The sequence below is a fragment of the Pantoea dispersa genome (genome assembly GCF_035783935.1).
Taxonomy (GTDB): domain Bacteria; phylum Pseudomonadota; class Gammaproteobacteria; order Enterobacterales; family Enterobacteriaceae; genus Pantoea; species Pantoea dispersa_C.
In genome coordinates this window covers 75,494-100,304 of the sequence record NZ_JALKOV010000010.1, presented here as the reverse complement: position 1 = coordinate 100,304, position 24,811 = coordinate 75,494, and the positions used below count along the sequence as shown (strand labels likewise).

Sequence of the window (24,811 nt, the reverse complement as noted above, 5' to 3'; positions counted from 1 at the left end):
AATCACATATCCACAGAATTTGTCAGGTTATCGCGGCGGCTTATCAGGGTAAACTAACGCCAATTGATGACGAGGTAATGAGAGACCCATGGAAACCTTCGAGTGTATTAACGTCCTGCAGGCTAATGAACATCTGGCACAGGGTGCCCAGCTGGTGGACATCCGCGATCCGCAAAGCTTCGCCATGGGCCACGCCACCGGCGCCCAGCATCTGACCAATGACAATCTGGCAACATTCATCGCCGGCGCGCAGCACGACCAGCCGGTGCTGGTGATGTGCTATCACGGCAACAGCAGTAAAGGCGCGGCGCAGTTCCTGTTAAGCCAGGGCTTTAGCGACGTCTACAGCATCGACGGCGGTTTTGATGCCTGGCGCGCCGCGTTTCCGACGCAGGTGGCGACCGGCAGCCTCTGATCGACCGACAAAAGGAAGGAGAGCACCGCATGATGCGCATTACCCAGTTTAACCAGCCGCGCATGGCACAGGCGTTTGTCGATTACATGGCGACGCGCGGCGTCACGCTGCGGATTGAGCGCGAAAGCCACTATGTCATTGTGCTGGATGACGACAGCAAGCTGGAGATGGTCGAAAACGAACTCGCGCAGTTCGTGCGCGATCCTAACCATCCGCGCTATCAGGCGGCGAGCTGGCACAGCGGCACCACCGCCAGCGGACTCCGTTATGAGCGCAGCAACATCTGGGCAAACATCCGTGAACGCGCGGGCCCGCTCACCCTGACCATCATGATGGCCTGCATCGCGGTGTTTATTCTGATGCAGATCGTCGGCGACGATGTGGTGCTCGGCTGGCTGGCCTGGCCGGCAGATTCATCACAATATTTTCAGGTGTGGCGCTGGTTCAGCCACGCGCTGCTGCACTTCTCGCTGCTGCACATTCTGTTCAACCTGATGTGGTGGTGGTATCTCGGCGGCGCGGTCGAGAAGCGCCTCGGCAGCGGTAAACTATTTGTGATTATGCTGATTTCGGCACTGCTGAGCGGCTGGATGCAGGCGAAGTTCAGCGGCGTGCTGTTTGGCGGTCTGTCCGGCGTGGTCTATGCGCTGATGGGCTACTGCTGGCTGCGCGGCGAGCGCGATCCCGAAAGTGGCATTTATCTCGAGCGCGGCCTGATTGGCTTCGCTATTGTATGGCTGGTGATTGGCTGGTACGGCGCCTTTGGCCTGTCGATCGCGAACGCTGCGCACGTCACCGGTTTGCTGGTGGGGCTGGCGATGGCGTTCGTTGATACGCGCAAACGCGCACGTCGCTAGCAGCAGGATAAAAAGAACACGGCCTTGAGCCGAGGAGAGAGATGTGAAGCAGACGCAACGTCATGACGCCATTATCGATCTGGTCCGGCGTCAGGGGTATGTCAGTACGGAAGAGCTGGTGGATCACTTTGAGGTCAGCCCGCAGACGATCCGGCGCGACCTGAACGATCTGGCCGATCAGAACAAAATTCAGCGCCATCACGGCGGCGCGGCACTGCCGTCCAGCTCGGAAAACACCGCGTGGCAGGATCGCAAAATGATGTGGTCGGCGGAGAAAGCGCGCATCGCCGAGCGCGTGGCGAGCCAAATCCCGGACGGCGCCACGCTGTTTATTGATATCGGCACCACGCCGGAAGCGGTGGCGCATGCGCTGCTCAACCACAACAATCTGCGTATCGTCACCAACAACCTCAACGTGGCGATTTTGCTGATGAGCAAGCCGGATTTCCGCGTGATTATCGCCGGCGGCGAAGTACGCACGCGCGACGGCGGCATCATGGGGGAAGCCACGCTCGACTTCATCTCACAGTTCCGGCTTGATTACGGCATTCTCGGCATCAGCGGTATTGATATGGACGGTTCGCTGCTGGAGTTCGACTATCACGAAGTACGCACCAAACGCGCCATTATCGAGAACTCGCGCTGCGTGATGCTGGTGGTGGATCACTCCAAGTTTGGCCGTAACGCCATGGTTAACCTTGGCAACATGAGCCTGATTGATTACCTGTACACCGATCAAACCCCGCCGTTAAGCGTGCTGAAAGTGATTGAACAGCACGAAGTGCATCTGGAACTGTGCTGATTTCCCAGGTGCGCATGAATTACCAGGTGCGCATCAATGCGCACCCTACGATGCACTTGCCATAGTTACCGAACCGCACCTGGGACATCGCGCTTGTTGTAGGGTCGCCATTGATGGCGACCAGGCCGCAGCGGCACGCCTTTTTTCACTGCATCTTCATTTCCCTGTCGCTTTTTTCAGCGTCCCCGGCTTAACTTACTCTTTCAGATTTGCGCTTGCCCGTGTTTACCGTTTCGGATGCAAAGGGATGCACTATGTCGCCGCTAAAATTCAATAAAACCCGCTTTGACGCCGCGCTGACCCGCCAGTGGCAGCAGCTCGGACTGACTTCCGCCCGGCAGATGACGCCGCATCAGTGGTGGCAGGCGCTCAGCCGGGCGCTGATGGAGCTGCTCGCCGCACAGCCGCCGGTGCCGCCGAAAAGCGCTCAGCGCCACGTTAATTATCTCTCAATGGAGTTTCTGCCCGGCCGGCTGACCGGCAATAACCTGCTCAATCTCGGCTGGTATAACGCGGTGGCCGCCGCGCTGGCAGAACATCAGGTTGAGCTGACTGAACTGCTGGAGGAGGAGGTCGATCCGGCGCTGGGCAACGGCGGTCTGGGACGGCTTGCGGCCTGCTACATGGATGCGATGGCCACCGTCGGTCAGCCGGCGATGGGGCACGGTCTCAACTATCAGTACGGCCTATTTCGCCAGACGTTTGTGGCCGGACAGCAGCAGGAAGCACCGGACGACTGGCAGCGCGATCGCTATCCGTGGTTCCGCCACAACTCCGCGCTGGATGTAGTGGTGGGGCTGGGTGGTAAGGTTAAAAAGCGCGACGACGGCAGCATTGAGTGGCGTCCGGCACAGCAGCTGATTGGCGAAGCCTGGGATCTGCCGGTAATCGGTTATCGCAACGGTATCACGCTGCCGCTGCGGCTGTGGCAAGCCAGCAGCGCGCAGCCGTTTGACCTGACGCTGTTTAACGCCGGCAAATTCCTGCAGGCGGAGCAGCCGGGCATTGAAGCCGACAAGCTGACCAAAGTGCTCTATCCCAACGACAACCATGCGCCCGGTAAACGCCTGCGGTTGATGCAGCAATATTTTCAGTGCGCCTGCGCGGTGAGCGACATATTGCGCCGGCACCGGCAGGCGGGGCGGGCGCTGGATACGCTGCCAGATTTCGAGGTGATTCAGCTCAACGATACTCATCCCACCATCGCCATTCCGGAGCTGCTGCGTCTGCTGCTGGATGAACACGGGCTGAGCTGGGATGACGCCTGGCACATCACCAGCCGCACCTTCGCGTATACCAATCACACGCTGATGCCGGAAGCGCTGGAACGCTGGCCTGAAAGCCTGCTGCGCGAACTGCTGCCGCGCCATCTGCAAATCATTAAGCAGATTAATCGCCAGCTGAAGCAGCAGGTCAAACAGCGCTGGCCGAACGACAGCGCCCTCTGGCACAAGCTGGCTGTGGTGAGCGACGGCGAAGTGCGCATGGCTAACCTGTGCGTTGTGAGCTGTTTCGCCGTCAACGGCGTGGCGGCGTTGCATTCGCAGCTGGTGGTGCACGATCTGTTCCCGGAATATCACCAGCTGTGGCCGCACAAATTCCATAACGTCACCAACGGCATCACGCCGCGCCGCTGGCTGAAGCAGTGCAACCCGCTGCTGTCCGCGCTGATTGATGACAGCCTGCAGGTCGAGTGGGCCAACGATCTCGACGCGCTGGAATGGCTGGCGCCGCTGGCGCAGAAGAAAAGCTTTCGCCAGCAGTTCCGCACCATCAAGCAGCAAAACAAACTGCGGCTGACGGTATACATCAAACGCGTGACCGGCATCGATATCAATCCTGACGCGCTGTTTGATGTGCAGATCAAGCGCCTGCATGAATACAAACGCCAGCATCTCAGTCTGCTGCACATCCTGCACTGCTATCGCCAGCTGCGCGATAACCCGGACAATCCCGACTTCGTGCCGCGCGTCTTTTTGTTTGGTGCCAAGGCGGCGCCCGGCTATTTCCTGGCAAAAAACATTATCTGTGCCATCAATAAAGTCGCGGAGGTGATCAATAACGACCCGCTGGTGGGCGATCGCCTCAGGGTGGTTTTTGTGCCGGATTACCGGATTACCGCCGCCGAACTGATGATTCCGGCGGCCGATCTCTCTGAGCAGATCTCCACGGCCGGCTATGAAGCCTCCGGTACCGGCAACATGAAGCTGGCGCTCAACGGCGCGCTGACGATCGGAACGCTGGACGGGGCTAACGTGGAGATTGCCGAGGCGGTCGGAGAGAAAAATATCTTTATCTTCGGCAACACGATGGATGAAGTAAAAGCGCTGAAGGCCGGCGGTTACAGTCCGAAGAAGCTGCGTAAGCACGATCGCTATCTCGACGGTTTGCTGAAGGAGCTGGAGAAGGGCAAATTCAGCAACGGCGACCGGCAGGCGTTTGCGCCGCTGCTGGAAAGCCTGACTAAACAGGGCGATCCGTGGCTGGTGCTGGCCGATTTCGCTGCCTATATCGCGGCGCAGCAGCGTGTCGAAGCGCTGTGGCGCAATCCGGAAGCGTGGACCAAAGCGGCGATTCTCAACACCGCGCATACCGGCCGCTTCAGTGCCGATCGTTCGATTCGGGATTACCAACAGCGTATCTGGCAGGCGGCGCGCTGAAGCTGAGCCGCCGGAAAATGACGCTGAATGCGTGATGTGCGCACGGCAAAGAAGGAGACGACATGGCCATGAAGAAACTGGATCAGGCTGCACGGGATGCCGGTATCGCACTGAGTTTTATCAATAATCAAGGCGAGTCACAGACCATCAGCGATGACACCAAACGCGCGTTGCTGGCGCTGATGGACACGCCGGCGGACAACGCGTCGCCGCTGCCGCCGGTGCTGGTGTTCACGCCGCCCGGGCTGCCTGAACTGACGCCGCAGGGCAGCGACGACTACCGCTGGCAGCTGGTCAGCGAGCAGGGGCAGCACTATGACGGCACGCTGAGCGCGGGAGAAAGCCTGGTGCTGCCGGCAGAGCTGCCCGAAGGCTACCATCAGCTCACGCTGAGCACCTCAGGCCAGCAGTGGCAGACGCGCATTATCATTGCACCGGCGCGCTGTTATCTGCCGCCGGCGCTGGCGCAGGGGGAAAAGCGCTGGGGCGCGCTGGTGCAGCTCTATACGCTGCGCTCGGCGCATAACTGGGGCATCGGCGATTTCGGCGACCTGATGCAGATGCTGGAGCAGGTCGCCGCTCACGGCGGCGATTTCATCGGGCTTAACCCGCTGCACGCGCTCTACCCGGCGCAGCCGGATCACATCAGTCCGTACAGCCCGAGCTCGCGCCGCTGGCTCAACGTGCTGTACATCGACATCAACCAGATCGACGCCTTCACTCACAGTGAAGCCGCCCAGCGCTGGTGGCACAGTGCGCCAACGCGCAAGGCGCTGCAACAGGCGCGCAGCGCAAGGTTTGTCGATTACCGCGCAGTGACGACGCTCAAGCTGACCGCGCTGCGCTTTGCCTGGCAGCACGCGCAGCCGCAGCTGGCACAGCAGCCGGCGTTTCAGCAATTTCTTGCGGAAGGCGGCGATGCGCTGCGCTACCAGGCGGCATTTGATGCCATCGTGGCAGCGCGCAGTCAGCAGCATCCCGACGAGTGGGGCTGGGAAAAGTGGCCGTCAGGCTGGCAGCAGGCGCAGCAGCCGGAGGTGCAGCAGTGGTGCGCACAGCATGAGGACGACATCCTGTTCTGGAGCTGGCTGCAGTGGCTGGCCCAGCAGCAGTTCGCCGCCTGCTGGCAGCGCAGCCAGCAGCTGGGGATGGCGGTCGGGTTATACCGTGATTTGGCGGTTGGCGTGGCGCAGCACAGTGCGGAAACCTGGCAGGACCCGCAACTGTATAAGCTGGGCGCGTCGGTGGGCGCACCGCCGGATCCGCTTGGCCCGCTCGGACAGAACTGGGCGCTGCCGCCGCTCGATCCACACGTACTGCGCGCGCGTGGCTATCAGCCTTTTATCGATCTGCTGCGCGCCAATATGCGCGACTGCGGGGCGCTGCGTATCGACCACGTCATGGCACTGCTGCGTTTGTGGTGGATTCCCTACGGTGAAAGCGCGGACAAAGGCGCCTACGTCGCTTATCCGGTGCACGATCTGCTGGCGATCCTCGCCCTTGAGAGTCAGCGCCAGCGCTGCATGGTGATCGGTGAAGATCTCGGTACCGTGCCGCAGGAGATCGTCAGCCTGCTGCGCGATCGCGGCATTTTTTCGTGGAAGGTGCTGATGTTCGAGTGCGGGGAGGACGGACAGTTCCGCCCACCGGCAGCCTATCCGCGCCAGTCGATTGCCAGCGCCAGTACCCATGATTTGCCGACGCTGAGCGGATTCTGGCATGCCGCCGATCTGCAGTTGCGCCAGCAGCTGGGGCTGTTTGCTAAACGCAGCATGCTTAAGGCGGCCATCGCGGACCGCGATCGGCAGAGAACCGCGTTGCTGAACGCCCTGAGCGAGGCACGAGCCATTGATGCGCGCAGCAAAAACCGTGCCGGCCAGCGTCTGACGCCTGCGCTGAATCAGGGCGTGCACCGCTTTCTGGCGTACACCGACAGCGCCCTGCTCGGGCTGCAGCCGGAGGACTGGCTGGGAATGGAGACGCCGGTCAACGTGCCGGGCACGGTAGCTGAATACCCGAACTGGCGGCGCAAACTGCGCGTACCGCTGGAGAAGCTGTTTAGTTACGGCAACGTGCAGCGGCTGCTGGCGATAGTCAACGAAGGGCGTAAGAAGCAGTAAAAAACACGGCAGCCTGAGTGGCTGCCGCGTGATCAATCAGTAGTAAGAGTGCTCGCCGCGCTGGTGCTCGGTGAGGTCGCGCACGCCTTTCAGCTCAGGGAAGGCGGCCAGCAGCTCTTTCTCGATGCCGTCTTTCAGCGTCACGTCAATCATTGAGCAACCGTTACAGCCGCCGCCAAACTGCAGAATGGCATAGCCTTCGTCGGTGATCTCCATCAGCGAGACGCGACCGCCGTGGCTGGCCAGCTGCGGGTTGATCTGCGCCTGCAGCAGATACTCCACGCGCTCAACCATCGGCGCATCGTCCGACACTTTACGCATCTTGGCGTTTGGCGCCTTCAGCGTCAGCTGTGAGCCGAGATTATCGGTCACGAAGTCGATTTCCGCATCTTCGAGGTACGGCGCGCTCAGCTCATCAACATAGGCAGACAGCTTGTCGAACTTCAGTTCGGTATCGGTGGCTTCGACCGCATCCGGCGGGCAGTAGGAGACGCCGCACTCGGCGGTTGGCGTACCCGGGTTAATAACGAATACGCGAATCTGGGTGCCATCTTCCTGTTTTGACAGCAGTTTTGCGAAGTGCTCTTGCGCAGTATCAGTAATACGGATCATGGCGATTGCTCAATAGTTGACTAAAATACCTGGTTATAATACGCCCAACGCCGACGCTCTACAAGGTACGGCACAGGCATCCTATGTGTACGCTGGCCGCGCCCTGCGCCAGTAATAAGCGGCTGATTTCCCCCACCGTGCTGCCGGTGGTCACCACATCATCGATAAGCAGGATGTGGCGTCCGCGCACCGCCATTTCAAGGCGAAACGCGCCACGCAGATTGTTTTTCCGTGCGCGGGCGCTGAGCACATGCTGCACCGCACCGTGCCGCACCCGGCGCAGACCTTCGCGGTACTCACAACCGAGCCAGCGCGCCAGCGGTTTAGCCAGCAGGGCGGCCTGATTATACCCGCGCTGCCAGGCGCGGCGGCGATGCAGCGGCACGCTCAGCACCAGATCGATACGTGGCAACGGCTGCTCGCGGCGCTTTGTTAATAATTTTAACAAAAGCAGCCGTGCCAGCATCACCCTGAGTGCGGTTGCGCGCGAGAATTTGAGCTGCTGCACCCAGTCGCTCAGCGGCGGCACATAATCACTCACGCAAGTGAGCGCCTGCCACGGCGGCGGCCGGCGCATGCAGCGTCCGCACGGGTGATCGCCGCTGGCTGGCAGCCCGCAGCAGGGACAGAGCGCCGGCAGCGCCGGTAACTGATGCTGACACACGCTGCACAGGCCGTGTCGGGCGATCCGCAGCGGCAGACGGCATAGCCAACACAGGGCCGGGATTGCTAGCATAGCGACCTCCTTTTCACTTTTCGGGAGTGTAACCGATGAGTTCGCTTTACTGGCACACCACAGGCACAGGCGATCGCGATCTTGTGCTGCTGCACGGCTGGGGACTGAACGCCGAAGTGTGGCAACACATTGTTCCGCGACTCAGCCCGCATTTTCGTCTGCATCTGGTGGATCTGCCGGGATTTGGCCGCAGCCAGGGATTTGGGCCGCTGAGCCTGGCGCAGATGGCGCAGCAGCTATTACCGCAATTGCCAGCGCGTGCGGTGCTGCTCGGCTGGTCGCTGGGCGGCTTAGTGGCCAGCCAGCTGGCGCTGAGTCAGCCCGATCGCGTGGCGGCATTGATCAGCGTGGCGTCGTCGCCGTGCTTCACCGCCCGGGATGAATGGCCCGGCATTCAGCCTGAGACGCTGGCGACGTTCCAGCAGCAGCTGAGCAGTGATTTTCAGCGCACCGTGGAGCGCTTTCTCGCGCTGCAGACCATGGGGACGGAGAATGCACGTCAGGATGCGCGCCAGCTGAAAGAGGTGGTGCTGTCGCAGCCGATGCCGTCGGTAGCGGTGCTGGAAGGAGGATTAAACATTCTGCGCCACGATGATTTGCGCAGCGCGCTGGATGGGCTGACCCTGCCGTTCCTGCGTATTTATGGCGCGCTGGATGGCCTGGTGCCGCGCCGTATTGCGCCGCAGCTGGATGCGCGCTGGCCGCATTCGCAGTCGGTTGTCATCGCGAAGGCCGCACACGCGCCGTTTATTTCGCACCCGGAGGCGTTCTGCCAGCAGGTACAGCAGTTTATCCACGCAGCCACATAAACTGCCAGGCGGCCAGCACCAGCGGCTGGCTGCCATCCACGCGCTGCCCGCTGATCACATCCTGAAAATGACGCGCCTGCGGCAGCGTGGTGCTGATCTCGCGGCTGCTGAGGTTGAATACGCACAGTAATCCCTCATCGCTGTCCGCCGCGTGGCGGCGCAGCAGCAGCACCGCGTTGTCGCTTTCCAGCAGCGTCATCGGATTATCCGGATGAAACGCCGGCTGACGCGTGCGCAGCTGAATCAGCGCGCTAAGCCGCTCAAACACCTGCTGACGCAGCGGGTTGCCGCCGCTGATTTGCTGTTCGATGTCGCGCAGGCTGTACTTTTCCCGGTTGATGGCGCGGTTGTGCCCGGCGGCGCGCACGCCCTCGTTATCATTGCGCGAGCCGAGGATGCTTTGAATATAGATGGCGGGCACGCCGGGAAACGCCAGCAGAATCGCGTGCGCCAGCAGGAAGCGGCGCAGGCGCGTGTCGTCATCGTCGGTCTGGTGATTAAGCGCATCGAGATAGGTGACGTTGATTTCATACGGGCTGGTGCTGCCGTCCGGATTGTTTTTATAAGATACCAGCGCGCCCTCCAGCGCCAGTTCACGCACCAGCGCCACAATCTCGACTTCCGACAAAATTCCGCGTGCCGGATTGAGGCCAATGCCGTCGTGCGAGGCGAGAAAATTGAAGAAGGTGGTGCCGCCATCACCGGGCTCAAGCGTGCTGGCCCACTGGCGCAGCGCGCGCGCCGAGCCGGAGTGAATGGCGTGCAGCACCAGCGGTGGCAGCGAAAACTGGTAAACCATCTGCGCTTCGTCGTGGCCGTTGCCGAAATAGCTGATGTTATCCTGATGCGGCACGTTGGTTTCGGTCACGATCACCGTACCTGGCGCGACTTCGTTGGCGATGGCGCGAAACAGCTTCACCAGCTGATGGGTTTTGGTCAGATGGATACAGCGTGTGCCCGGCGTTTTCCACATGTAGCCCACCGCGTCCAGCCGCACGTAATCCGCGCCTTTGTTGAGATAATCCAGCAGTACGCCCACCATGCGGATCAGCACCTGCGGATTGGCGAAGTTGAGATCGATTTGGTCGGCGCTGAAGGTGGTCCAGATAAAGCGCGTGTCGCCGTTAGCGAGGGTAAACGGCGTCAGCAGCGGTGAGGTGCGCGGGCGCGTCACGGCACTGAGATCGGTGGCGGGCGGCATGCTGATAAAGAAGTCGTCCCAGCCGGCATCCTGCGCCAGAAAGTGGCGAAACCATGCGCTGTGCGCCGACATGTGGTTACAGACGAAATCGAACATCAGCCGGGTTTCGCTGTGCAGCGCCGTGATGTGCCGCCAGTCACCGCAAATCGGGTTCACTTTGTGGTAATCGATAACCGAGAAGCCATCGTCGGACGAGTAGGGGAAAAATGGCAGCAGATGCACCAGGCTGAAGGTGGACTGCAGATGCTGCTGATAAAAGCGCGTAAAGCTGGCGAGCGTGGGCTGCTCGGGTTCGCGGAACTGGTCGGCGTAACTGATCAGCACCACGTCTTTTTCATCCCAGTGCGCTTTACGCGGCAGCTTTACCGTGTCGCGCGCCGCGCGGATGTGCGAAAGCAGGCGCTCGCGCGCCGCGACGGGGAAGCTACCTTCATAAATCTCATCGAGCAGGAAGTTGATAATGTCCATCGGATCGCCGGGTTACGCGGAAGGTCATTTTTTCACACGGTTTTTTCAGCGTAGTCCGCCAGGACAATTTATCAACCTCCTGTACTCGCGCGCTGCTTAGCGTTTCTTCCCAAAGGCCGCCGCCAGCGCATCGCCCATCGCACTGTTACCGACGCTGGCGCTGGCAGGTTTGCCGCGGCCTTTGGCACCGGCGGCCGGCCGCGCGGCCTCTTTGCCTGCGCCACGGTTGCCGCCGCTGCGCGCGTTGCTTTCACCCGGCTGCTCATCCAGACGCATGGTCAGCGCGATACGCTTACGCTGCAGATCGACTTCCATCACCTTCACTTTGACGATATCGCCGGCTTTCACCACCTGATGCGGATCGTCTACGAATTTGTCCGACAGCGAAGAGATGTGCACCAGGCCGTCCTGATGCACGCCGATATCGACGAACGCGCCGAAGTTGGTCACGTTGGTCACCGCACCTTCCAGCACCATGCCCGGCAGCAGGTCGTTGAGCGTCTCCACGCCTTCGGCAAACTGCGCGGTTTTGAACTCCGGACGCGGATCGCGGCCCGGTTTCTCCAGCTCTTTGATGATATCGGTGACGGTCGGCAGCCCGAAACGCTCATCGGTGAAGTCGCGCGCATTCAGGTCGCGCAGGCTACCCGGATTGCCCATCAGTTCATTCAGCGCCTGTTCCGTGGCGGCGAGAATGCGCTCCACCAGCGGATAGGCTTCCGGATGCACCGTTGACGCATCCAGCGGGTTATCGCCGTGGTTAATGCGCAGGAAGCCGGCGCACTGTTCAAAGGCTTTCGGGCCGAGGCGGCTCACCTTGAGCAGCTGCTGCCGGTTCTGGAAACGGCCGTTTTCGTCACGCCAGCTGACAATATTCTGCGCCATCATGCGCGTCAGGCCGGCGACGCGCGTCAGCAGCGCCACCGAGGCGGTATTCAGGTCAACGCCCACGGCGTTCACGCAGTCTTCCACCACCGCATCAAGTTTTTTCGCCAGCTGGCTCTGGCTGACATCATGCTGATACTGGCCAACGCCAATCGATTTCGGGTCGATTTTAACCAGCTCCGCCAGCGGATCCTGCAGACGACGGGCGATAGACACCGCACCGCGCAGCGAAACGTCGAGATCGGGGAACTCCTGCGCCGCCAGTTCGGACGCGGAATAGACCGATGCACCGGCCTCGCTGACGATCACTTTCTGCGCTTTGATTTGCGGGAACTGCTTCTGCACATCAAGGAAGAAGCGTTCGGTTTCGCGTGATGCGGTGCCGTTACCGATGGCCACCAGTTCAACCTGATGCTTCGCGCACAGCGCCGCCACCGAGGTCGCGGCTTTGGCCGCCTGGCCGGTATGCGGATAGATGGTGTCGGTCGCGACCAGCTTGCCGGTGGCATCGACCACCGCCACTTTTACCCCGGTGCGCAGGCCTGGATCGAGGCCCATGGTGGCACGCATGCCGGCCGGTGCCGCCATCAGCAGATCGTGCAGATTACGGGCAAACACATTGATCGCTTCGTCTTCCGCCCGCTCGCGGATGGTGCCCATCAGTTCGGTTTCGAGGTGCAGCAGGACTTTGATGCGCCAGGTCCAGCTCACCACCGCCTTGCGCCAGCTGTCGGCCGGTGCGTTGTTCAGGCGCAGGCCAAGGTGGTCGGCGATCAGCGTTTCACCGTAGCTTTCGCGCGGTGCTTCGTCGAACTGCGGATCGGCATTGAGCGACAGCTGTAAAATGCCTTCGTTACGGCCACGGAACATGGCCAGCGCGCGGTGCGACGGCACGCTGCTCAGCGCTTCGTGATGGTCGAAGTAGTCGCGGAACTTGGCGCCTTCTTCTTCTTTACCTTCCACTACGCGGGCAACCAGATGGGCGTTCTTCCACAGATATTCACGCACTTTCGCCAGCAGCGTAGCGTCTTCGGCAAAGCGCTCCATCAGGATATAGCGTGCGCCATCCAGCGCAGCACGCACATCGGCGACACCTTTGTCCGCGTCGACATAACGGGCTGCCAGCTGCTCGGGATCCTGAGATGCGTCGTTCCACAGCGTCTCTGCCAGCGGTTCCAGCCCGGCTTCGATGGCGATCTGCCCGCGCGTGCGGCGCTTCTGTTTGTAGGGCAGATAGAGATCTTCCAGCTCGGTTTTATTCAGCGTGCCGTTGATGGCAGTGGCTAATTCCGGCGTCAGTTTGCCCTGGTCATCAATGGATTTCAGAATCGACTGGCGGCGTTCCTCCAGCTCACGCAGATAGCCGAGACGGCTCTCCAGCGTACGCAGCTGGGTGTCATCCAGCCCGCCGGTCACTTCCTTACGGTAACGTGCGATAAACGGCACGGTGTTCCCTTCGTCCAGCAAGCGAATGGCGGCGTCAACCTGGTCGGCGCGTGCCTTCAGCTCACCTGCGATAATCTGGCTCAGCGAATCTTTCATCATCAGTAACGGTCTTGCTTACACAGGGTTAGAAATAGGGGACAGTTATACGGACTGAGGCCGCAAATTGCCAGCCGCTGGCCGGTGAATCCGTCTTTTTCTGAATGCAGCGCGCAATACAGAAAACTTAGCCACCTATGCGTTAAACCCCAGCGCAATGACACGGCGGTTTCTGCCTGATGCGCAGCGGCTGTGCTTTATAATCCGCGCCATACCACGGAAGGAGGCGAAGGAATGCTCAAATTACTGCTGCTGCTGGCCGGACGCGAGCTGCTGGTACGTTATCGTCTGCTGATTTATGGCCTGGCGCTGTGCGGCGTGCTGCTGGCTGCGATGATCGTGACGGATGTGCTGGTCGATGGGCATATCAATCTGTCGCTGCAGGTGCTGGCGTTGCTGCTGTTGGTGATGCTGCTGTTCAACCTGCTGAGCGGTGAAGTGTCGCTGCAACGCTGGCTCAATCTGCTGTTTTCCCTGATTTTTGTTAGTACGCTACTGGCCGGCGCGCTGTGGCACGGTGACGAAAGGCAGCTGAAGAAACTGCTGCTGGCGGTGATGGAGATCTGCCTGCTGTTTAACGGCCTGTTTCGCTGCCTGAGTGCGGCGCTGATTCAGCGCCAGCGCTGGGTGCGACATTTTATGCTGGGCTGCGGCGAGATGGTGCTGAGCGTGGTGCTGTTTGTTGACGACCACATTCATACCTGCCTGCTGCTGGGCGGCTGGCTGGTGCTGCTGCTGCTGTCGTTCAGCCTGACGGTGTGGCGCGTCTGGCTGCAGTGGCAGCGCCTGCCGGTGGGCCAGTCCGTCACGCTGCTGCCGTGGTTTTGTCGCGGCCATCGCAACATCGCGCGGCTCAGGCCGTGGCATCGGGCCAGCTTTCCGCCGGTCGCCGCGGCATTGCCGCTGTATGTCCACGTCTGGCAGGCACAGGCTGAAGCGGATAAACAGCCGAAGCGCTACGTGATCGATCGTTATATCGGCGTGATCAACGGTGAAGGGCACTTTTGTACCGGCCACGCGGCACTGAGCTTTGGCGAGCGCGGCTACATCAGCCTTTATCCGCAGCAGGAGATCGATCCGCAGCCGCATGAGCTGCCGCGTCTGCTGCTGGCCGGGCAGATTAACGATCGCCCCGGCCGTTTTCTTCCCTCGCTGGCGGCAGAGGTCGCCGACTGGCGCAGCCCGGATTTAACCTTCAGCTTTCAGTATTACAACCGGCAGGCGCTTGCCAGCTACTGGCAGGCCAACCGCGGCGACAGCCTGTATAACCTGACGGCAAAAAATTGCTCAACGACGGTGGTGGATGCGCTGGATGTGGCGTTCGAAGGCTATTATGGCCGGCGTTTGCCGCAGGTGTTTGCCCTGCTGCTGCAGCCGGCATTCTGGGGCGCCTGCGTGCTGCGCGAGCGGGCCGAAATCATGACCTGGACGCCCGGTCTGGTCGCCGATTACGTGCGCCTGATGAAAAAGACGCTGGGTGCCTGTCCGGGCAAGTGACGCTTTGTGATAGCCTCTGTGCAGTAACGAGGCTGTAACCACGAGTGAAGCGATGAAAACCCAACTGATTACCCGCGAAGGCTATAACAAGCTGCGTGCTGAGCACGACCATCTGTGGAATGAGAAGCGGCCGGAAATCACCCGCATTGTCTCCTGGGCCGCCAGCCTGGGCGATCGCTCCGAAAACGCCGATTACACCTACAACAAGCGTCTGCTGCGCCAGATCGATCGCCGCGTGCGCTATCTGCGTAAGTGCCTCGCCGAGCTGAAAATTGTCGATTATGCGCCGCAGCAGGAGGGCAAAGTGTTCTTCGGTGCCTGGGTGGAAGTGGAGAATGAGCAGGGCGACGTGAAGCGTTTTCGCATCGTCGGACCGGACGAGATCTATGGCGATACGGTGAAAGATTACATCTCCATCGACTCGCCGATGGCGCGCGCGCTGATCAAAAAAGAGGTGGATGACGAGGTGACGGTAAACACGCCGGAAGGACAGAAGGTGTGGTTTGTGAACCGCATTGAGTACGTCACGGAAAGTGAGGAAAAAAGAGGCGGAGAGTAATGGCCTGGTGAAACAAGCCGGGGCGCAACTTATTCTCCGCTGGCGAAAGGGCTGGCAGTATAAGAGGGGGAAGCGCCGCAGCCTTGCCGCGCCAGATAAGCGTTATTTGCCCGGCGTGGTCGCCGTGGTCGTTGAGGTGCTGCTGCCGCCGTGATCGCCGCCGCCCATGGTGGCCAGCGCCACACCGAGCAGGGCACCCACGGCACCGATGCCGATGGCATCTGAATTACCTTTGGCCGTGGTCGACGCCTGTGCGCCGGCGGCTTCGCCCGCTGGCGTAGCGGCCTGAACCTGTGTGAGGCTGGTGAGTACCAGAGCGCTCAGCAGAACAACGGTTTTTTTCATCTTTCTTCTCCACATGAACTCAGTAAGCAGGTACCGATGCAGTGTCGGAGATCATTTGCGCAGAGGAAAGGGGAGTTTACTGACTGATTTAAATGGCTTTATTTAATGGTGGCCTTATTTTGCGCGCGCACTGGCACTGTTCCGAGCGCGGATGCGCAGTCAGTGGCGAAAACGCGCTATTTTATGCTGCTGAGCGCCGCCAGCGGCCTATTCTGCCCGCGAAACTTAAGCCAAATGGCGCGCCCCGCCTGACGGCGCAAGCGGGACGGCCCGGCTGGACCAGTCGCCGGCAGAAAACGGCGCTGATTTTCAGACAAGCGCTAAACGGCGTCAAAATCAGTCAGAAAAGCGCGAGCGAAGCCGCAGTTCGCGGTCAAAATTAAAGATAAGCTGCTGTTTAATATGCTTTGTAACAATTTCGGCTAGAATATAAACCATTAATGACTGTCACAGACGGGCATCTTTTTTACACAATATCGGCTCAGGCAATGGCGCCTTTGGGAGTTGAACATGCAAGAGAACTACAAAATTCTGGTCGTCGATGATGATATGCGTCTGCGCGCACTGCTCGAACGCTATCTCACCGAACAGGGCTTTCAGGTGCGCAGTGTCGCCAACGCCGAGCAGATGGATCGTCTGCTGACCCGCGAATCATTCCATTTGATGGTGCTCGATTTGATGCTGCCGGGCGAAGATGGCCTGTCAATTTGCCGTCGTCTGCGGAGCCAGAGTAACCCGATGCCGATCATCATGGTCACCGCGAAAGGTGAAGAGGTCGATCGTATCGTGGGGCTGGAAATCGGCGCCGATGACTACATTCCAAAACCGTTCAACCCGCGTGAGCTGCTGGCGCGTATTCGTGCCGTGCTGCGTCGTCAGGCCAATGAGCTGCCGGGCGCGCCATCGCAGGAAGAAGCCGTCATCGCCTTCGGTAAGTTCAAACTGAACCTCGGCACGCGCGAAATGTTCCGTGAAGATGAGCCGATGCCGCTGACCAGCGGAGAGTTCGCGGTGCTGAAAGCGCTGGTGAGCCATCCGCGTGAGCCGCTGTCGCGCGATAAGCTGATGAACCTGGCGCGCGGACGTGAGTACAGTGCGATGGAGCGTTCTATCGACGTGCAGATCTCTCGTCTGCGCCGCATGGTCGAAGAAGATCCGGCGCATCCGCGCTACATCCAGACCGTCTGGGGCCTTGGCTACGTGTTCGTTCCGGACGGCAGCAAAGCATGAGGCGATTGCGCTTCTCACCCCGCAGTTCGTTTGCCCGCACCCTGTTGTTGATCGTTACCTTGCTGTTCGTCAGCCTGGTAACGACCTACCTGGTGGTGCTCAATTTTGCCATTCTTCCCAGCCTGCAGCAGTTCAACAAAGTCCTCGCCTACGAAGTGCGTATGCTGATGACCGACCGGCTGCAGCTGGAGGATGGCACGCAGCTGGAAGTGCCGCCGGCCTTCCGGCGCGAGATTTATCGTGAGCTGGGCATTTCGTTGTACACCAACGCGGCGGCGGAAGAGAGCGGGCTGCGCTGGGCGCAGCATTACGAATTCCTCAGTGAACAGATGGCGCAGCAGCTGGGCGGGCCGACCGACGTGCGGGTTGAGGTTAACAAAAACTCGCCGGTGGTCTGGCTGAAAACCTGGCTGTCGCCGGATATCTGGGTGCGCGTGCCGCTGACCGAAATCCATCAGGGCGACTTCTCACCGCTGTTCCGCTATACCCTGGCAATAATGCTGCTGGCGATTGGCGGTGCCTGGCTTTTTATCCGTATCCAAAACCGACCCTTAGTCGATCTCGAACACGCTGCGTTGCAGGTCGGGAAAGGCATTATTCCGCCACCGCTGCGCGAATACGGTGCCTCGGAAGTGCGTTCGGTGACGCGCGCCTTCAACCAGATGGCGGCGGGCGTGAAGCAGCTGGCCGACGATCGTACGCTGCTGATGGCCGGCGTCAGCCATGATTTACGCACGCCGCTGACGCGCATCCGTCTCGCCACCGAGATGATGGGCGAAGAAGATGGTTACCTGGCCGAGTCGATCAATAAAGACATTGAAGAGTGCAACGCCATCATTGAGCAGTTCATTGATTATCTGCGCACCGGGCAGGAGATGCAGACCGAGCGCGCCGATCTGAATAGCGTGCTGGGCGAAGTGGTGGCGGCGGAGAGCGGCTACGAGCGCGAAATTGAGAATGCGGTGATGGACGCCGAGCTGATGCTGGACATTAACCCGCTGTCGATTAAACGCGCGGTGGCGAATCTGGTGGTCAACGCGGCACGTTACGGCAATGGCTGGATTAAAGTCAGCAGCGGTCAGGAATTGAATCGCGCATGGTTCCAGGTGGAGGATGATGGCCCGGGTATCAAGCCGGATCAGCTACAGCATCTGTTCCAGCCGTTTGTGCGTGGCGACAGCGCGCGCAGCACCAGCGGCACCGGCCTGGGTCTGGCGATTGTGCAGCGTATTATCGATGCGCATGACGGATCGCTGGAGATTGGCGACAGTGAACGCGGCGGATTACGTATCCGTGCGTGGTTACCGATCCCGGAAAACAGCGCCACGACGACAGTAAGCAGTAACGTTAGTTAAATTTCCGCACCAACCGTCTCGGCGCAATCTATTGCGCATCCATCAGCGATATTGCCGCTGCAGGCATGTGCGATGGATCGCGCCGCGACGAAAGGTGCCATACCTAAGCCGCCGTTGTGGCGGCCAGATTACCTCACAGCTGCGGGCCGGCCTGCACCAGCGCCTTACCGGCGTCGTTATCGGTGTACTTCTCGAAATTGGTGATAAAGCGCTGCGCCAGCGCTTCAGCCGCCTGCTGCCAGGCTGCGTCGTCCGGCCAGCTGCGGCGCGGATCGAGAATGGCATCGTCCACCTGTACCAGCGTGGTGGGCACCTGCAGATTAAACACCGGCAGCGTCACGGTCTCCGCTTCATCCAGCTCACCGGCCAGAATTGCGTTGATAATCGCACGCGTGTCTTTCAGCGAGATGCGCTTGCCGCTGCCGTTCCAGCCGGTATTCACCAGATAGGCCTGCGCGCCGGACGCCTGCATACGTTTCACCAGCACATCCGAGTACTGCGTTGGATGCAGCGTCAGGAACGCCGCGCCAAAACAGGCGGAGAAGGTTGGGGTGGGCTGCGTCACGCCGCGCTCGGTGCCAGCCAGCTTGGCGGTAAAGCCGGACAGGAAGTGGTACTGGGTTTGCTCCGGCGTCAGGCGGGAAACCGGCGGCAGAACGCCAAACGCATCGGCGGTCAGGAAGATCACCTTCTTCGCATGGCCTGCTTTCGACACCGGCTGCACGATGTTTTCAATGTGCTCGATCGGATAAGACACGCGGGTGTTTTCCGTCTTGCTGGCGTCGGCGTAATCGACCGTGCCGTCGGCGCGCACCACCACGTTCTCCAGCAGCGCATCGCGACGAATGGCGCGATAAATCTCCGGCTCGGCCTGCTCGGACAGATTGATGGTTTTGGCGTAGCAGCCGCCTTCGAAGTTAAAGACGCCGTCGTCATCCCAGCCGTGCTCATCGTCGCCGATCAGCTGACGATCCGGATCGGTAGAGAGCGTGGTTTTACCGGTACCGGACAGACCAAAGAACACCGCCACGTCGCCCGCTTTGCCGACGTTCGCCGAGCAGTGCATCGAGGCGATACCCTTCAGCGGCAGCAGATAGTTCATGATGGCGAACAGGCCTTTTTTCATCTCGCCGCCGTACCAGGTGCCGCCGATCAGCTGCATGCGTTCGGTCAGATTAAAGGCGACAAAATTCTCTGAATGCAGACCCTGCGCCTGCCAGTCCGGATTGATGCACTGCGCCGCGTTCATCACCACGAAATCCGGCGTGAAGTCAGCCAGCTCGGCCTCTGTCGGGCGGATAAACATGTTTTTAACGAAATGCGCCTGCCATGCCACTTCCATCACGAAGCGCACGCTGAGACGGGTATCCGGATTGGCGCCGCAGAAGGCGTCAATGACAAACAGACGCTTGCCGGAAAGCTGCTGCGTGCAGCGATCTTTCAGCGCCTGCCAGGTTTCCTGCGACAGCGGCTGGTTGTCGTTCTTGCCGTTGCCGACATCGTTCCACCATAGCGTGTCACGCGTGGTGTCATCGCGCACGATGTATTTATCTTTGGGCGAGCGCCCGGTGAAAATGCCGGTATCCACGGCGATAGCGCCGCTCTGCGTCAGGGTGCCGCGCGCATAACCTTCCAGCTCCGGGCGGGTCTCTTCCTGAAATAACGTGGCGTAATCGGGGTTGTACACCACTTCGGTAGTGCCGCTGATACCGAGCGTTTCGAGGTCTTGCGATGTCAGGCCGTTAACGCGCATGTGACTGCTCCTTAAATCGGTACTTCATTGCATTTTTTATGAGGGTTTCTGCGTCCTGTTGCGCATAGCCGCACAGGGCAGATCGCGCGCAGTGTACACGTCTGAGCGAGGTGGAAAAGTGAAGAGAGTTAAAAATGCGAGCTGGAACGTGACAAGTAGAGAAATCTGCCACTTATGAAACTAAAGTTAGCAATAATTAGTTAATTTCCGTGAAAAATCATAGCGCTACGCCGGAGGGAAATACGGGCGGCGTAACCGCCCGTTTGCTGATTAATGCAGTTGATCGCTGTTACCGGATGGCGCGTTACGAATGGCCGCAATGTCCACGGCATCGTACACATAGTGCGTGCCGCAGTAATCGCAGTGCATGTCGATTTTGCCGTCTTCGACCAGAATCTCATCCACTTCTTCTGGCGGTAGCGTTTTCAGCACTTCACCGCAGCGCTCGCGTGAGCAGGTGCATTTGAAGCTGACCGGCGCGGGATCGTAAACGGTGGCTTCTTCCTGATGGTAGAGACGCCACAGGATGTCGGTAGCGGGCAGTTCAATCAGCTCTTCGCTCTTCACGGTTTCCGTCAGCGTGGCCAGATGATTGAAGTCATCCAGGTTAGGCTCCTGCGCGGGCAGCACCTGCAGCAGAATACCGGCTGCGCCTTTCTCACTGGTGCGAATGAACAGGCGGGTTGGCAGCTGCTCGGAACGCATGAAGTAATCTTCCAGGCAGCCTGCCAGCGTCTCCGCTTCCAGACCGACCACGCCCTGATAGCGCTCGCCTTTCTCTGGCGAAATGGTGATCACCAGATAGCCGTTACCGACCATCTGCTTCAGGCTGCTGCCGGCGGCGATCTCCGCGTCTTCCTTCACCCGCGCCACGCCGCGCAGTTCCTGGCGGTTATTACCGTTGATTACCGCCATGCTCAGCGGGCCATCGCCCTGCAGCTGCACGGTAATGTCGCCGTCAAACTTGAGCGTGGCGGTGAGCAGGCTGGTCGCGACCAGCAGTTCGCCCAGCAGGGTTTTGACCGGCTCGGCATAGTCGTGATTCTGCACGATGTCGCGCCAGGTTTGAGATGCGTTGACCAGCTCGCCGCGCACGGCGACGTTTTCAAACAGGTAACGGTGCAGTTGATCTTGAACAGACATAAGGTTTCTCTCGTGGGGGCGCGAGTTATTCATCGCCCGACAATTTAAATTTCAGCAGATCGCGGCGCTCTTTCTTGTCCGGGCGGCGATCGGGATGCGGCATGCTCAGGGCATTCATTTTGCGCGCCAGCGCGTTCTTTTCGCGCTTTTCGATGCTGGCGTCCGTCTCCGCGTACATCTGCTGCGCTTCGCTGGCCGGACGCCGCTGGTCGCCGATGGCGGTGATAATCACCGTGCGCTCATCGTTGCCCTGACGCAGCGTCAGCTCGGCCTGCAGTTCGACCACTTTGCCTGGTTTGCTGCGCTGGCCGTTGTAATGCACTTTGCCGCCTTCAATCATTTCGCGAGCCAGCGCGCGGGTTTTATAGAAGCGCGCGGCCCACAGCCATTTATCAAGGCGAACGCCTTCACTGGTTTTCTCTTTCATTGCGGCTCCTGCTGTTAGGCTGCGTCACGCCGCGTCGCGATGGTCGCACGCGGCCGCATGACGCCGGAAAGATGGACCGGGCCGGTGCCGGATACCCAAAGGTATGGGTACAACGGGAGAAATCAAGGGCGAGATACCGTTGCGGGCTGTCGATCCATCGCCAATCCCTTAAGCGTAATCGGCATTTTGTTTTCCGCCCTGAAAAACAGGGCGACAGGGTAGCACAGAAGGTGGAGGGTCAGAACAGCGAGCGCACGCTCTGCATAGTGCTGAGGTTGTGGTTGAAGCACTTGTCGTAATACTGCTGAATCTGCGCCATACGCAGGCGGTTGCGGTGGATACGGCGCAGCGCCAGCAGGCCGTTGCTGACCACGCTGACAATCAGCACCAGCATCAGCAGCGCGGTGCCCAGATAGCGCCACTGCGCCATGGCGTCCGGTTCGTTGTGCAGGGCGATATGGCGCGTGCCGTTGGCATCAGTAGTCATGCTGGTAATGATGCCGCTGGCGGCGAACGGCGTGTGCAGCAGCATGCCGGACAGGCGCTGCAGCTCGTGCCACTGTGAAGGCGCGTCGAGATCGAACAGCGCCACCGACGGCTGCGGCTGGTTCACCATCTGCCGGCCTTCATCGCTGATGATCAGAAATCCACCCGGCGGCGGGCTGTTGAGGGTTTCTGCCGCGCGACGCGTCTCACGCGAGAAGAAGGTTGAAGTGGCGGTGTTGACCAGATTCTCCAGCGCTTCGGCGCTAACCGGGCGCAGCAGCACGTTCATGCCGTTGAGCTTGCCGGAATCGGCGCGGTGAATCAGCGTGTCCCAGTCTTTGGCGTTGCCGAGATTGACCAGCGCGTTCTTCAGCCGCACGCAATCCTGCTGCTGGCTGCACAGCTGCTGGGTTTTCAGCACCAGATCGGAGAAATCATCCAGCAGGATCATGCCTGACTTCTGAATCGCCGACGCCAGCTGCGGGTTCAGTTTTGGGTCGGTGTTGGTTTCCGGATGCAGCTGCTGCGTGGTGGTTTCCAGCAGCGCGGCGGCCTTATCGATGATGTCGGACTGCGGCAGCGGCAGCGGCGCGGCGTTGTTCCAGTAAATCGCCGAGCAGTCGAACGGCATCCAGGCGTAGCTGCGGTTGCTCTGATAGTTGCCCGGCACCGAACACATGCCGGTGCCGCTTACTTTCAGGCTATCGCCGATGTGCAGCGGCAGGGCAGCGAGTTTATCGACGCTGTTCACTTCCACGCTTTCGGTGCCTTTCAGCCAGGCGAGGCTGAGTTTGATCGGCATGCCGAGCGGAATCCAGCTCACCAGCATCACCAGCACCAGCAGCGAACCGCACGCCAGCACCAGGTTTTTGCGCCAGCGCTGCACCGGGAAGTTGCGGACTTCATCCTGCAGCGACAGGAAGCGGCCCTGACGCACCACCTGGCGATTCAGGTAGATGTCCACATCCGTCACCTGACCCAGATCGTGCGCCACATAAGGCTGCCAGTGTGCCGGATAGATCAAATCGATAATGCCGAGCGAGATGTTGCTCTGTTCCTGATTGGATTCGCCAAACAGGCCCCAGCGCTTCGGTGCACCGCGCAGGCAGTGCACATCGCGCAGCCCTTTCTCGCCGGGGAATCGGTACATAAACCACAGGCTGACGGCGACGATCGCGCCGGCGGGCAGCGCAATCCACAGCATCAGGCTGCCGGGCAGCACCAGGCTGAGGAAAAACAGCAGGAAGGCGCAGCAAATGGCGGTTGCTTCGCGCGTGCCGTCGGCGCGCGACAGCTGATACTCTTCCGGCGACTCTTTGCGCACCTGCAGCAGCTCGACGTTTTCGCTCTCCTCTTTACGAATCGAGGCGTTGGTCGACATCGGCCGTACCAGCGGCGGCAGCGCCGGTTGTTCCACCGCATAGTTCACCAGCGAATGGCCGTTGAGCGAGATCACCAGCGGCAAAGTCTGGGTGCGGATCAGCTCGACGTAGTTCTCCTCAGCGATGTATTGCTCCCACAGCGGCGGCAGATGCACCTCGACTTCATCCAGGTAGTAGCGCCATTTGTGGGGATCGTCAGTGGAGAGGCCGTAACGGGTAATGGAGCGGGTGACGGGATAAACATTATTGCTCTGGGCAGTCAGCGCCAGCGCTTCGGGTTCCCGTGACGAACGGGTCGATCGCCCGCTGCCGCGCTGACGCGGTTTGCCCAGCGACGCGATGTACTTCTCAACGGCCGCGCGTTCTTCATCGGTGAGTTTACGGCAGGGTGGACCGATAAACGGCAGCGGTTTCGCCAACGGCGGACGATGCCGCATAGCGTACCAGTAGCCAATTCCGGCCACTAACGAACAGGCCAGCATGATAGCCAGAATGACGATAAGAGTGCTCATGCTTTGCTCAATCCAGCCAAAAATCTGCCGTCACGTTTACGATGTGCTCCCGGTAAAACCTGCAATACGAGTCAATTTTGGCGAGCAGAAGTCATTCTGACAAGAGGCAAATGAAACAAAATACCGCGCAAAATCATTGAATTATAAATTTGTTAGATTATTCCTTAACGGGATGGTACTCACATGGGCCTCAATTAAACATCGGTATTATCCGAATTTGCTGCTACCCCGTTGACTTATTGTGAAATTCTTACTGTGCAACCAACAACAGATTGTTAGCGGCGGGCGTCAATCTCTGCCACTATGATTGACTTGCGCTGTGTGTCGCACAATGCTGCGGGCTTCGGTATGCTGACGTCATCGCGTTTCACAAGGCTGTGCTAAGTTTGAGGCTGATATGACCACACCCCTGAAAAAACCTGACATCCTCAACGTGGAAGCGGTGGCCCGCTCCCGCCTGTTTACCATCGAAGCGGTTGATCTCGCCTTCAGCAACGGTGCGCGTCGCGTCTATGAGCGCATGAAGCCCTCCGACCGTGAAGCCGTGATGATAGTGCCGATCATCGGCGATGACGTGATCCTGATTCAGGAATACGCGGTCGGGCTGGAAACCTACGAGCTCGGCTTCCCGAAAGGCTTGATCGATCCGGGTGAAAGTGCTTTTGAAGCCGCCAACCGTGAGCTGAAAGAGGAAGTCGGTTTTGGCGCGCACCAGCTGGAAGCGCTGGGCAAACTCACTATGGCGCCATCCTATTTCTCCAGCAAGATGAATATCGTGGTGGCAGAAGGGCTGTACGAAGAGAAGCTGGAAGGGGATGAGCCGGAGCCGCTGATTGTACGCCGCTGGCCGCTCAGCAATCTGCTGGCGCTGCTGGAAGAGCCGGATTTTCGCGAGGCGCGTAACGTCAGCGCGCTGTTCATGGTGCGTGAATGGCTGGTGAAGCAGGGGCGGTTGAGTTATTCAGGACACCTGGCGGCGCAATAAAAGGCGCGGAAAGTCGCACGGGGTAAAAAC

Annotated in this window: 21 protein-coding genes; 12 read left to right on the top strand and 9 right to left on the bottom strand. The window is 59.9% G+C overall.

The genetic code is table 11. The annotated features are described in order from the left end of the window. The first annotated feature begins 88 nt into the window (after positions 1-88). From glpE to malQ, 5 genes are all read left to right on the top strand, one after another. Positions 89-415 (top strand): thiosulfate sulfurtransferase GlpE, encoded by a 327-nt coding sequence (glpE, locus tag MXF20_RS18640; RefSeq protein ID WP_325970686.1) that lies wholly within the window; start codon positions 89-91, stop codon positions 413-415. Positions 416-447: 32 nt separating this feature from the next. Beyond that, the gene (gene glpG / locus MXF20_RS18635) at positions 448-1,272 is read left to right on the top strand and encodes a rhomboid family intramembrane serine protease GlpG (RefSeq protein WP_325970768.1); all 825 of its coding nucleotides are present in this window, start codon (positions 448-450) and stop codon (positions 1,270-1,272) included. A gap of 43 nt (positions 1,273-1,315) precedes the next feature. After that, entirely contained in the window at positions 1,316-2,074 is a 759-nt protein-coding gene (locus tag MXF20_RS18630) for a DeoR/GlpR family transcriptional regulator (RefSeq protein WP_325970685.1), read from the top strand. A 254-nt stretch (positions 2,075-2,328) separates the two neighbouring features. Next, positions 2,329-4,734 (top strand): maltodextrin phosphorylase, encoded by a 2,406-nt coding sequence (malP, locus tag MXF20_RS18625; RefSeq protein WP_325970684.1) that lies wholly within the window; start codon positions 2,329-2,331, stop codon positions 4,732-4,734. Between the two features lie 62 nt (positions 4,735-4,796). After that, positions 4,797-6,854, top strand: coding sequence for a 4-alpha-glucanotransferase (gene malQ, locus MXF20_RS18620; protein ID WP_325970683.1), 2,058 nt, complete (start codon positions 4,797-4,799; stop codon positions 6,852-6,854). 36 nt (positions 6,855-6,890) lie between these two features. Here malQ and nfuA read toward each other — a convergent pair whose 3' ends face one another. Further along, entirely contained in the window at positions 6,891-7,466 is a 576-nt protein-coding gene (nfuA, locus tag MXF20_RS18615; RefSeq protein WP_021507402.1) for a Fe-S biogenesis protein NfuA, read from the bottom strand. A gap of 58 nt (positions 7,467-7,524) precedes the next feature. Beyond that, on the bottom strand, positions 7,525-8,202 hold the full coding sequence (gene gntX / locus MXF20_RS18610; protein WP_325970682.1) for a DNA utilization protein GntX: 678 nt from the start codon (positions 8,200-8,202) through the stop codon (positions 7,525-7,527). Positions 8,203-8,237: 35 nt separating this feature from the next. Here gntX and bioH point away from each other — a divergent pair, with 35 nt between their 5' ends. Then, positions 8,238-9,011, top strand: coding sequence for a pimeloyl-ACP methyl ester esterase BioH (bioH, locus tag MXF20_RS18605; RefSeq protein ID WP_021507404.1), 774 nt, complete (start codon positions 8,238-8,240; stop codon positions 9,009-9,011). Here bioH and MXF20_RS18600 read toward each other — a convergent pair. Together MXF20_RS18600 and MXF20_RS18595 are read right to left on the bottom strand one after the other, a co-directional pair. Continuing rightward, complete coding sequence (locus MXF20_RS18600; RefSeq protein ID WP_325970681.1) at positions 8,992-10,680, bottom strand: alpha-amylase family glycosyl hydrolase; 1,689 nt, start codon at positions 10,678-10,680, stop codon at positions 8,992-8,994. The genes bioH and MXF20_RS18600 overlap by 20 nt on opposite strands. A 96-nt stretch (positions 10,681-10,776) precedes the next feature. Beyond that, positions 10,777-13,107: a Tex family protein gene (locus MXF20_RS18595; RefSeq protein WP_132466631.1), complete on the bottom strand. Its 2,331-nt coding sequence runs from the start codon at positions 13,105-13,107 to the stop codon at positions 10,777-10,779. 234 nt (positions 13,108-13,341) lie between these two features. Between MXF20_RS18595 and MXF20_RS18590 the strand changes: the two genes are divergently transcribed. Both MXF20_RS18590 and greB read left to right on the top strand, forming a co-directional pair. Beyond that, the gene (locus tag MXF20_RS18590; protein WP_325970680.1) at positions 13,342-14,604 is read left to right on the top strand and encodes a hypothetical protein; all 1,263 of its coding nucleotides are present in this window, start codon (positions 13,342-13,344) and stop codon (positions 14,602-14,604) included. Positions 14,605-14,656: 52 nt separating this feature from the next. Next, positions 14,657-15,163: a transcription elongation factor GreB gene (gene greB, locus MXF20_RS18585; protein ID WP_058780186.1), complete on the top strand. Its 507-nt coding sequence runs from the start codon at positions 14,657-14,659 to the stop codon at positions 15,161-15,163. 102 nt (positions 15,164-15,265) lie between these two features. Here the strand turns inward: greB and yjbE are convergent, their stop codons facing one another. Then, a complete protein-coding gene (yjbE, locus tag MXF20_RS18580) occupies positions 15,266-15,508 on the bottom strand; it encodes an exopolysaccharide production protein YjbE (RefSeq protein ID WP_021507409.1) in 243 nt (80 codons plus the stop codon). Positions 15,509-15,600: 92 nt separating this feature from the next. Here yjbE and MXF20_RS18575 point away from each other — a divergent pair, with 92 nt between their 5' ends. The 3 genes from MXF20_RS18575 (at position 15,601) to envZ (ending at position 18,093) form a co-directional block, all read left to right on the top strand. Then, positions 15,601-15,891, top strand: coding sequence for a hypothetical protein (locus MXF20_RS18575; protein WP_325970679.1), 291 nt, complete (start codon positions 15,601-15,603; stop codon positions 15,889-15,891). Positions 15,892-16,018: 127 nt separating this feature from the next. Continuing rightward, entirely contained in the window at positions 16,019-16,738 is a 720-nt protein-coding gene (ompR, locus tag MXF20_RS18570) for a two-component system response regulator OmpR (RefSeq protein ID WP_001157751.1), read from the top strand. Then, positions 16,735-18,093: a two-component system sensor histidine kinase EnvZ gene (envZ, locus tag MXF20_RS18565; RefSeq protein WP_325970678.1), complete on the top strand. Its 1,359-nt coding sequence runs from the start codon at positions 16,735-16,737 to the stop codon at positions 18,091-18,093. The genes ompR and envZ overlap by 4 nt, the downstream gene beginning before the upstream one ends. A 133-nt stretch (positions 18,094-18,226) precedes the next feature. Here envZ and pckA read toward each other — a convergent pair whose 3' ends face one another. The 4 genes from pckA to MXF20_RS18545 form a co-directional block, all read right to left on the bottom strand. Continuing rightward, complete coding sequence (pckA, locus tag MXF20_RS18560) at positions 18,227-19,846, bottom strand: phosphoenolpyruvate carboxykinase (ATP) (protein WP_325970677.1); 1,620 nt, start codon at positions 19,844-19,846, stop codon at positions 18,227-18,229. A 270-nt stretch (positions 19,847-20,116) separates the two neighbouring features. After that, positions 20,117-20,989 (bottom strand): Hsp33 family molecular chaperone HslO, encoded by an 873-nt coding sequence (gene hslO, locus MXF20_RS18555; protein ID WP_325970676.1) that lies wholly within the window; start codon positions 20,987-20,989, stop codon positions 20,117-20,119. Between the two features lie 25 nt (positions 20,990-21,014). After that, the gene (hslR, locus tag MXF20_RS18550) at positions 21,015-21,416 is read right to left on the bottom strand and encodes a ribosome-associated heat shock protein Hsp15 (protein ID WP_325970675.1); all 402 of its coding nucleotides are present in this window, start codon (positions 21,414-21,416) and stop codon (positions 21,015-21,017) included. A 238-nt stretch (positions 21,417-21,654) separates the two neighbouring features. Next, a complete protein-coding gene (locus MXF20_RS18545) occupies positions 21,655-23,796 on the bottom strand; it encodes an intracellular growth attenuator family protein (RefSeq protein ID WP_325970674.1) in 2,142 nt (713 codons plus the stop codon). A gap of 397 nt (positions 23,797-24,193) precedes the next feature. On the opposite strand from MXF20_RS18545, the gene nudE reads away from it, so the two are divergent. Beyond that, positions 24,194-24,781 carry an ADP compounds hydrolase NudE gene (nudE, locus tag MXF20_RS18540; RefSeq protein ID WP_325970673.1) on the top strand — a complete coding sequence of 196 codons (588 nt, stop codon included), beginning with the start codon at positions 24,194-24,196 and terminating at the stop codon, positions 24,779-24,781. The last annotated feature ends 30 nt before the right edge of the window (positions 24,782-24,811 follow it).

Bases quoted from the DNA above. Each gene is read 5' to 3' on its own strand.
- MXF20_RS18590 (WP_325970680.1), top strand. From the start codon at position 13,342: ATGCTCAAATTACTGCTGCTGCTGGCCGGACGCGAGCTGCTGGTACGT.
- hslR (WP_325970675.1), bottom strand. From the start codon at position 21,416: ATGAAAGAGAAAACCAGTGAAGGCGTTCGCCTTGATAAATGGCTGTGG.
- glpE (WP_325970686.1), top strand. From the start codon at position 89: ATGGAAACCTTCGAGTGTATTAACGTCCTGCAGGCTAATGAACATCTG.
- greB (WP_058780186.1), top strand. From the start codon at position 14,657: ATGAAAACCCAACTGATTACCCGCGAAGGCTATAACAAGCTGCGTGCT.
- envZ (WP_325970678.1), top strand. From the start codon at position 16,735: ATGAGGCGATTGCGCTTCTCACCCCGCAGTTCGTTTGCCCGCACCCTG.
- malQ (WP_325970683.1), top strand. From the start codon at position 4,797: ATGGCCATGAAGAAACTGGATCAGGCTGCACGGGATGCCGGTATCGCA.
- MXF20_RS18595 (WP_132466631.1), bottom strand. From the start codon at position 13,107: ATGAAAGATTCGCTGAGCCAGATTATCGCAGGTGAGCTGAAGGCACGC.
- ompR (WP_001157751.1), top strand. From the start codon at position 16,019: ATGCAAGAGAACTACAAAATTCTGGTCGTCGATGATGATATGCGTCTG.
- pckA (WP_325970677.1), bottom strand. From the start codon at position 19,846: ATGCGCGTTAACGGCCTGACATCGCAAGACCTCGAAACGCTCGGTATC.
- glpG (WP_325970768.1), top strand. From the start codon at position 448: ATGCGCATTACCCAGTTTAACCAGCCGCGCATGGCACAGGCGTTTGTC.
- bioH (WP_021507404.1), top strand. From the start codon at position 8,238: ATGAGTTCGCTTTACTGGCACACCACAGGCACAGGCGATCGCGATCTT.
- yjbE (WP_021507409.1), bottom strand. From the start codon at position 15,508: ATGAAAAAAACCGTTGTTCTGCTGAGCGCTCTGGTACTCACCAGCCTC.
- MXF20_RS18600 (WP_325970681.1), bottom strand. From the start codon at position 10,680: ATGGACATTATCAACTTCCTGCTCGATGAGATTTATGAAGGTAGCTTC.
- hslO (WP_325970676.1), bottom strand. From the start codon at position 20,989: ATGTCTGTTCAAGATCAACTGCACCGTTACCTGTTTGAAAACGTCGCC.
- malP (WP_325970684.1), top strand. From the start codon at position 2,329: ATGTCGCCGCTAAAATTCAATAAAACCCGCTTTGACGCCGCGCTGACC.
- nfuA (WP_021507402.1), bottom strand. From the start codon at position 7,466: ATGATCCGTATTACTGATACTGCGCAAGAGCACTTCGCAAAACTGCTG.
- MXF20_RS18575 (WP_325970679.1), top strand. From the start codon at position 15,601: ATGGCTTTATTTAATGGTGGCCTTATTTTGCGCGCGCACTGGCACTGT.
- MXF20_RS18545 (WP_325970674.1), bottom strand. From the start codon at position 23,796: ATGAGCACTCTTATCGTCATTCTGGCTATCATGCTGGCCTGTTCGTTA.
- nudE (WP_325970673.1), top strand. From the start codon at position 24,194: ATGACCACACCCCTGAAAAAACCTGACATCCTCAACGTGGAAGCGGTG.
- gntX (WP_325970682.1), bottom strand. From the start codon at position 8,202: ATGCTAGCAATCCCGGCCCTGTGTTGGCTATGCCGTCTGCCGCTGCGG.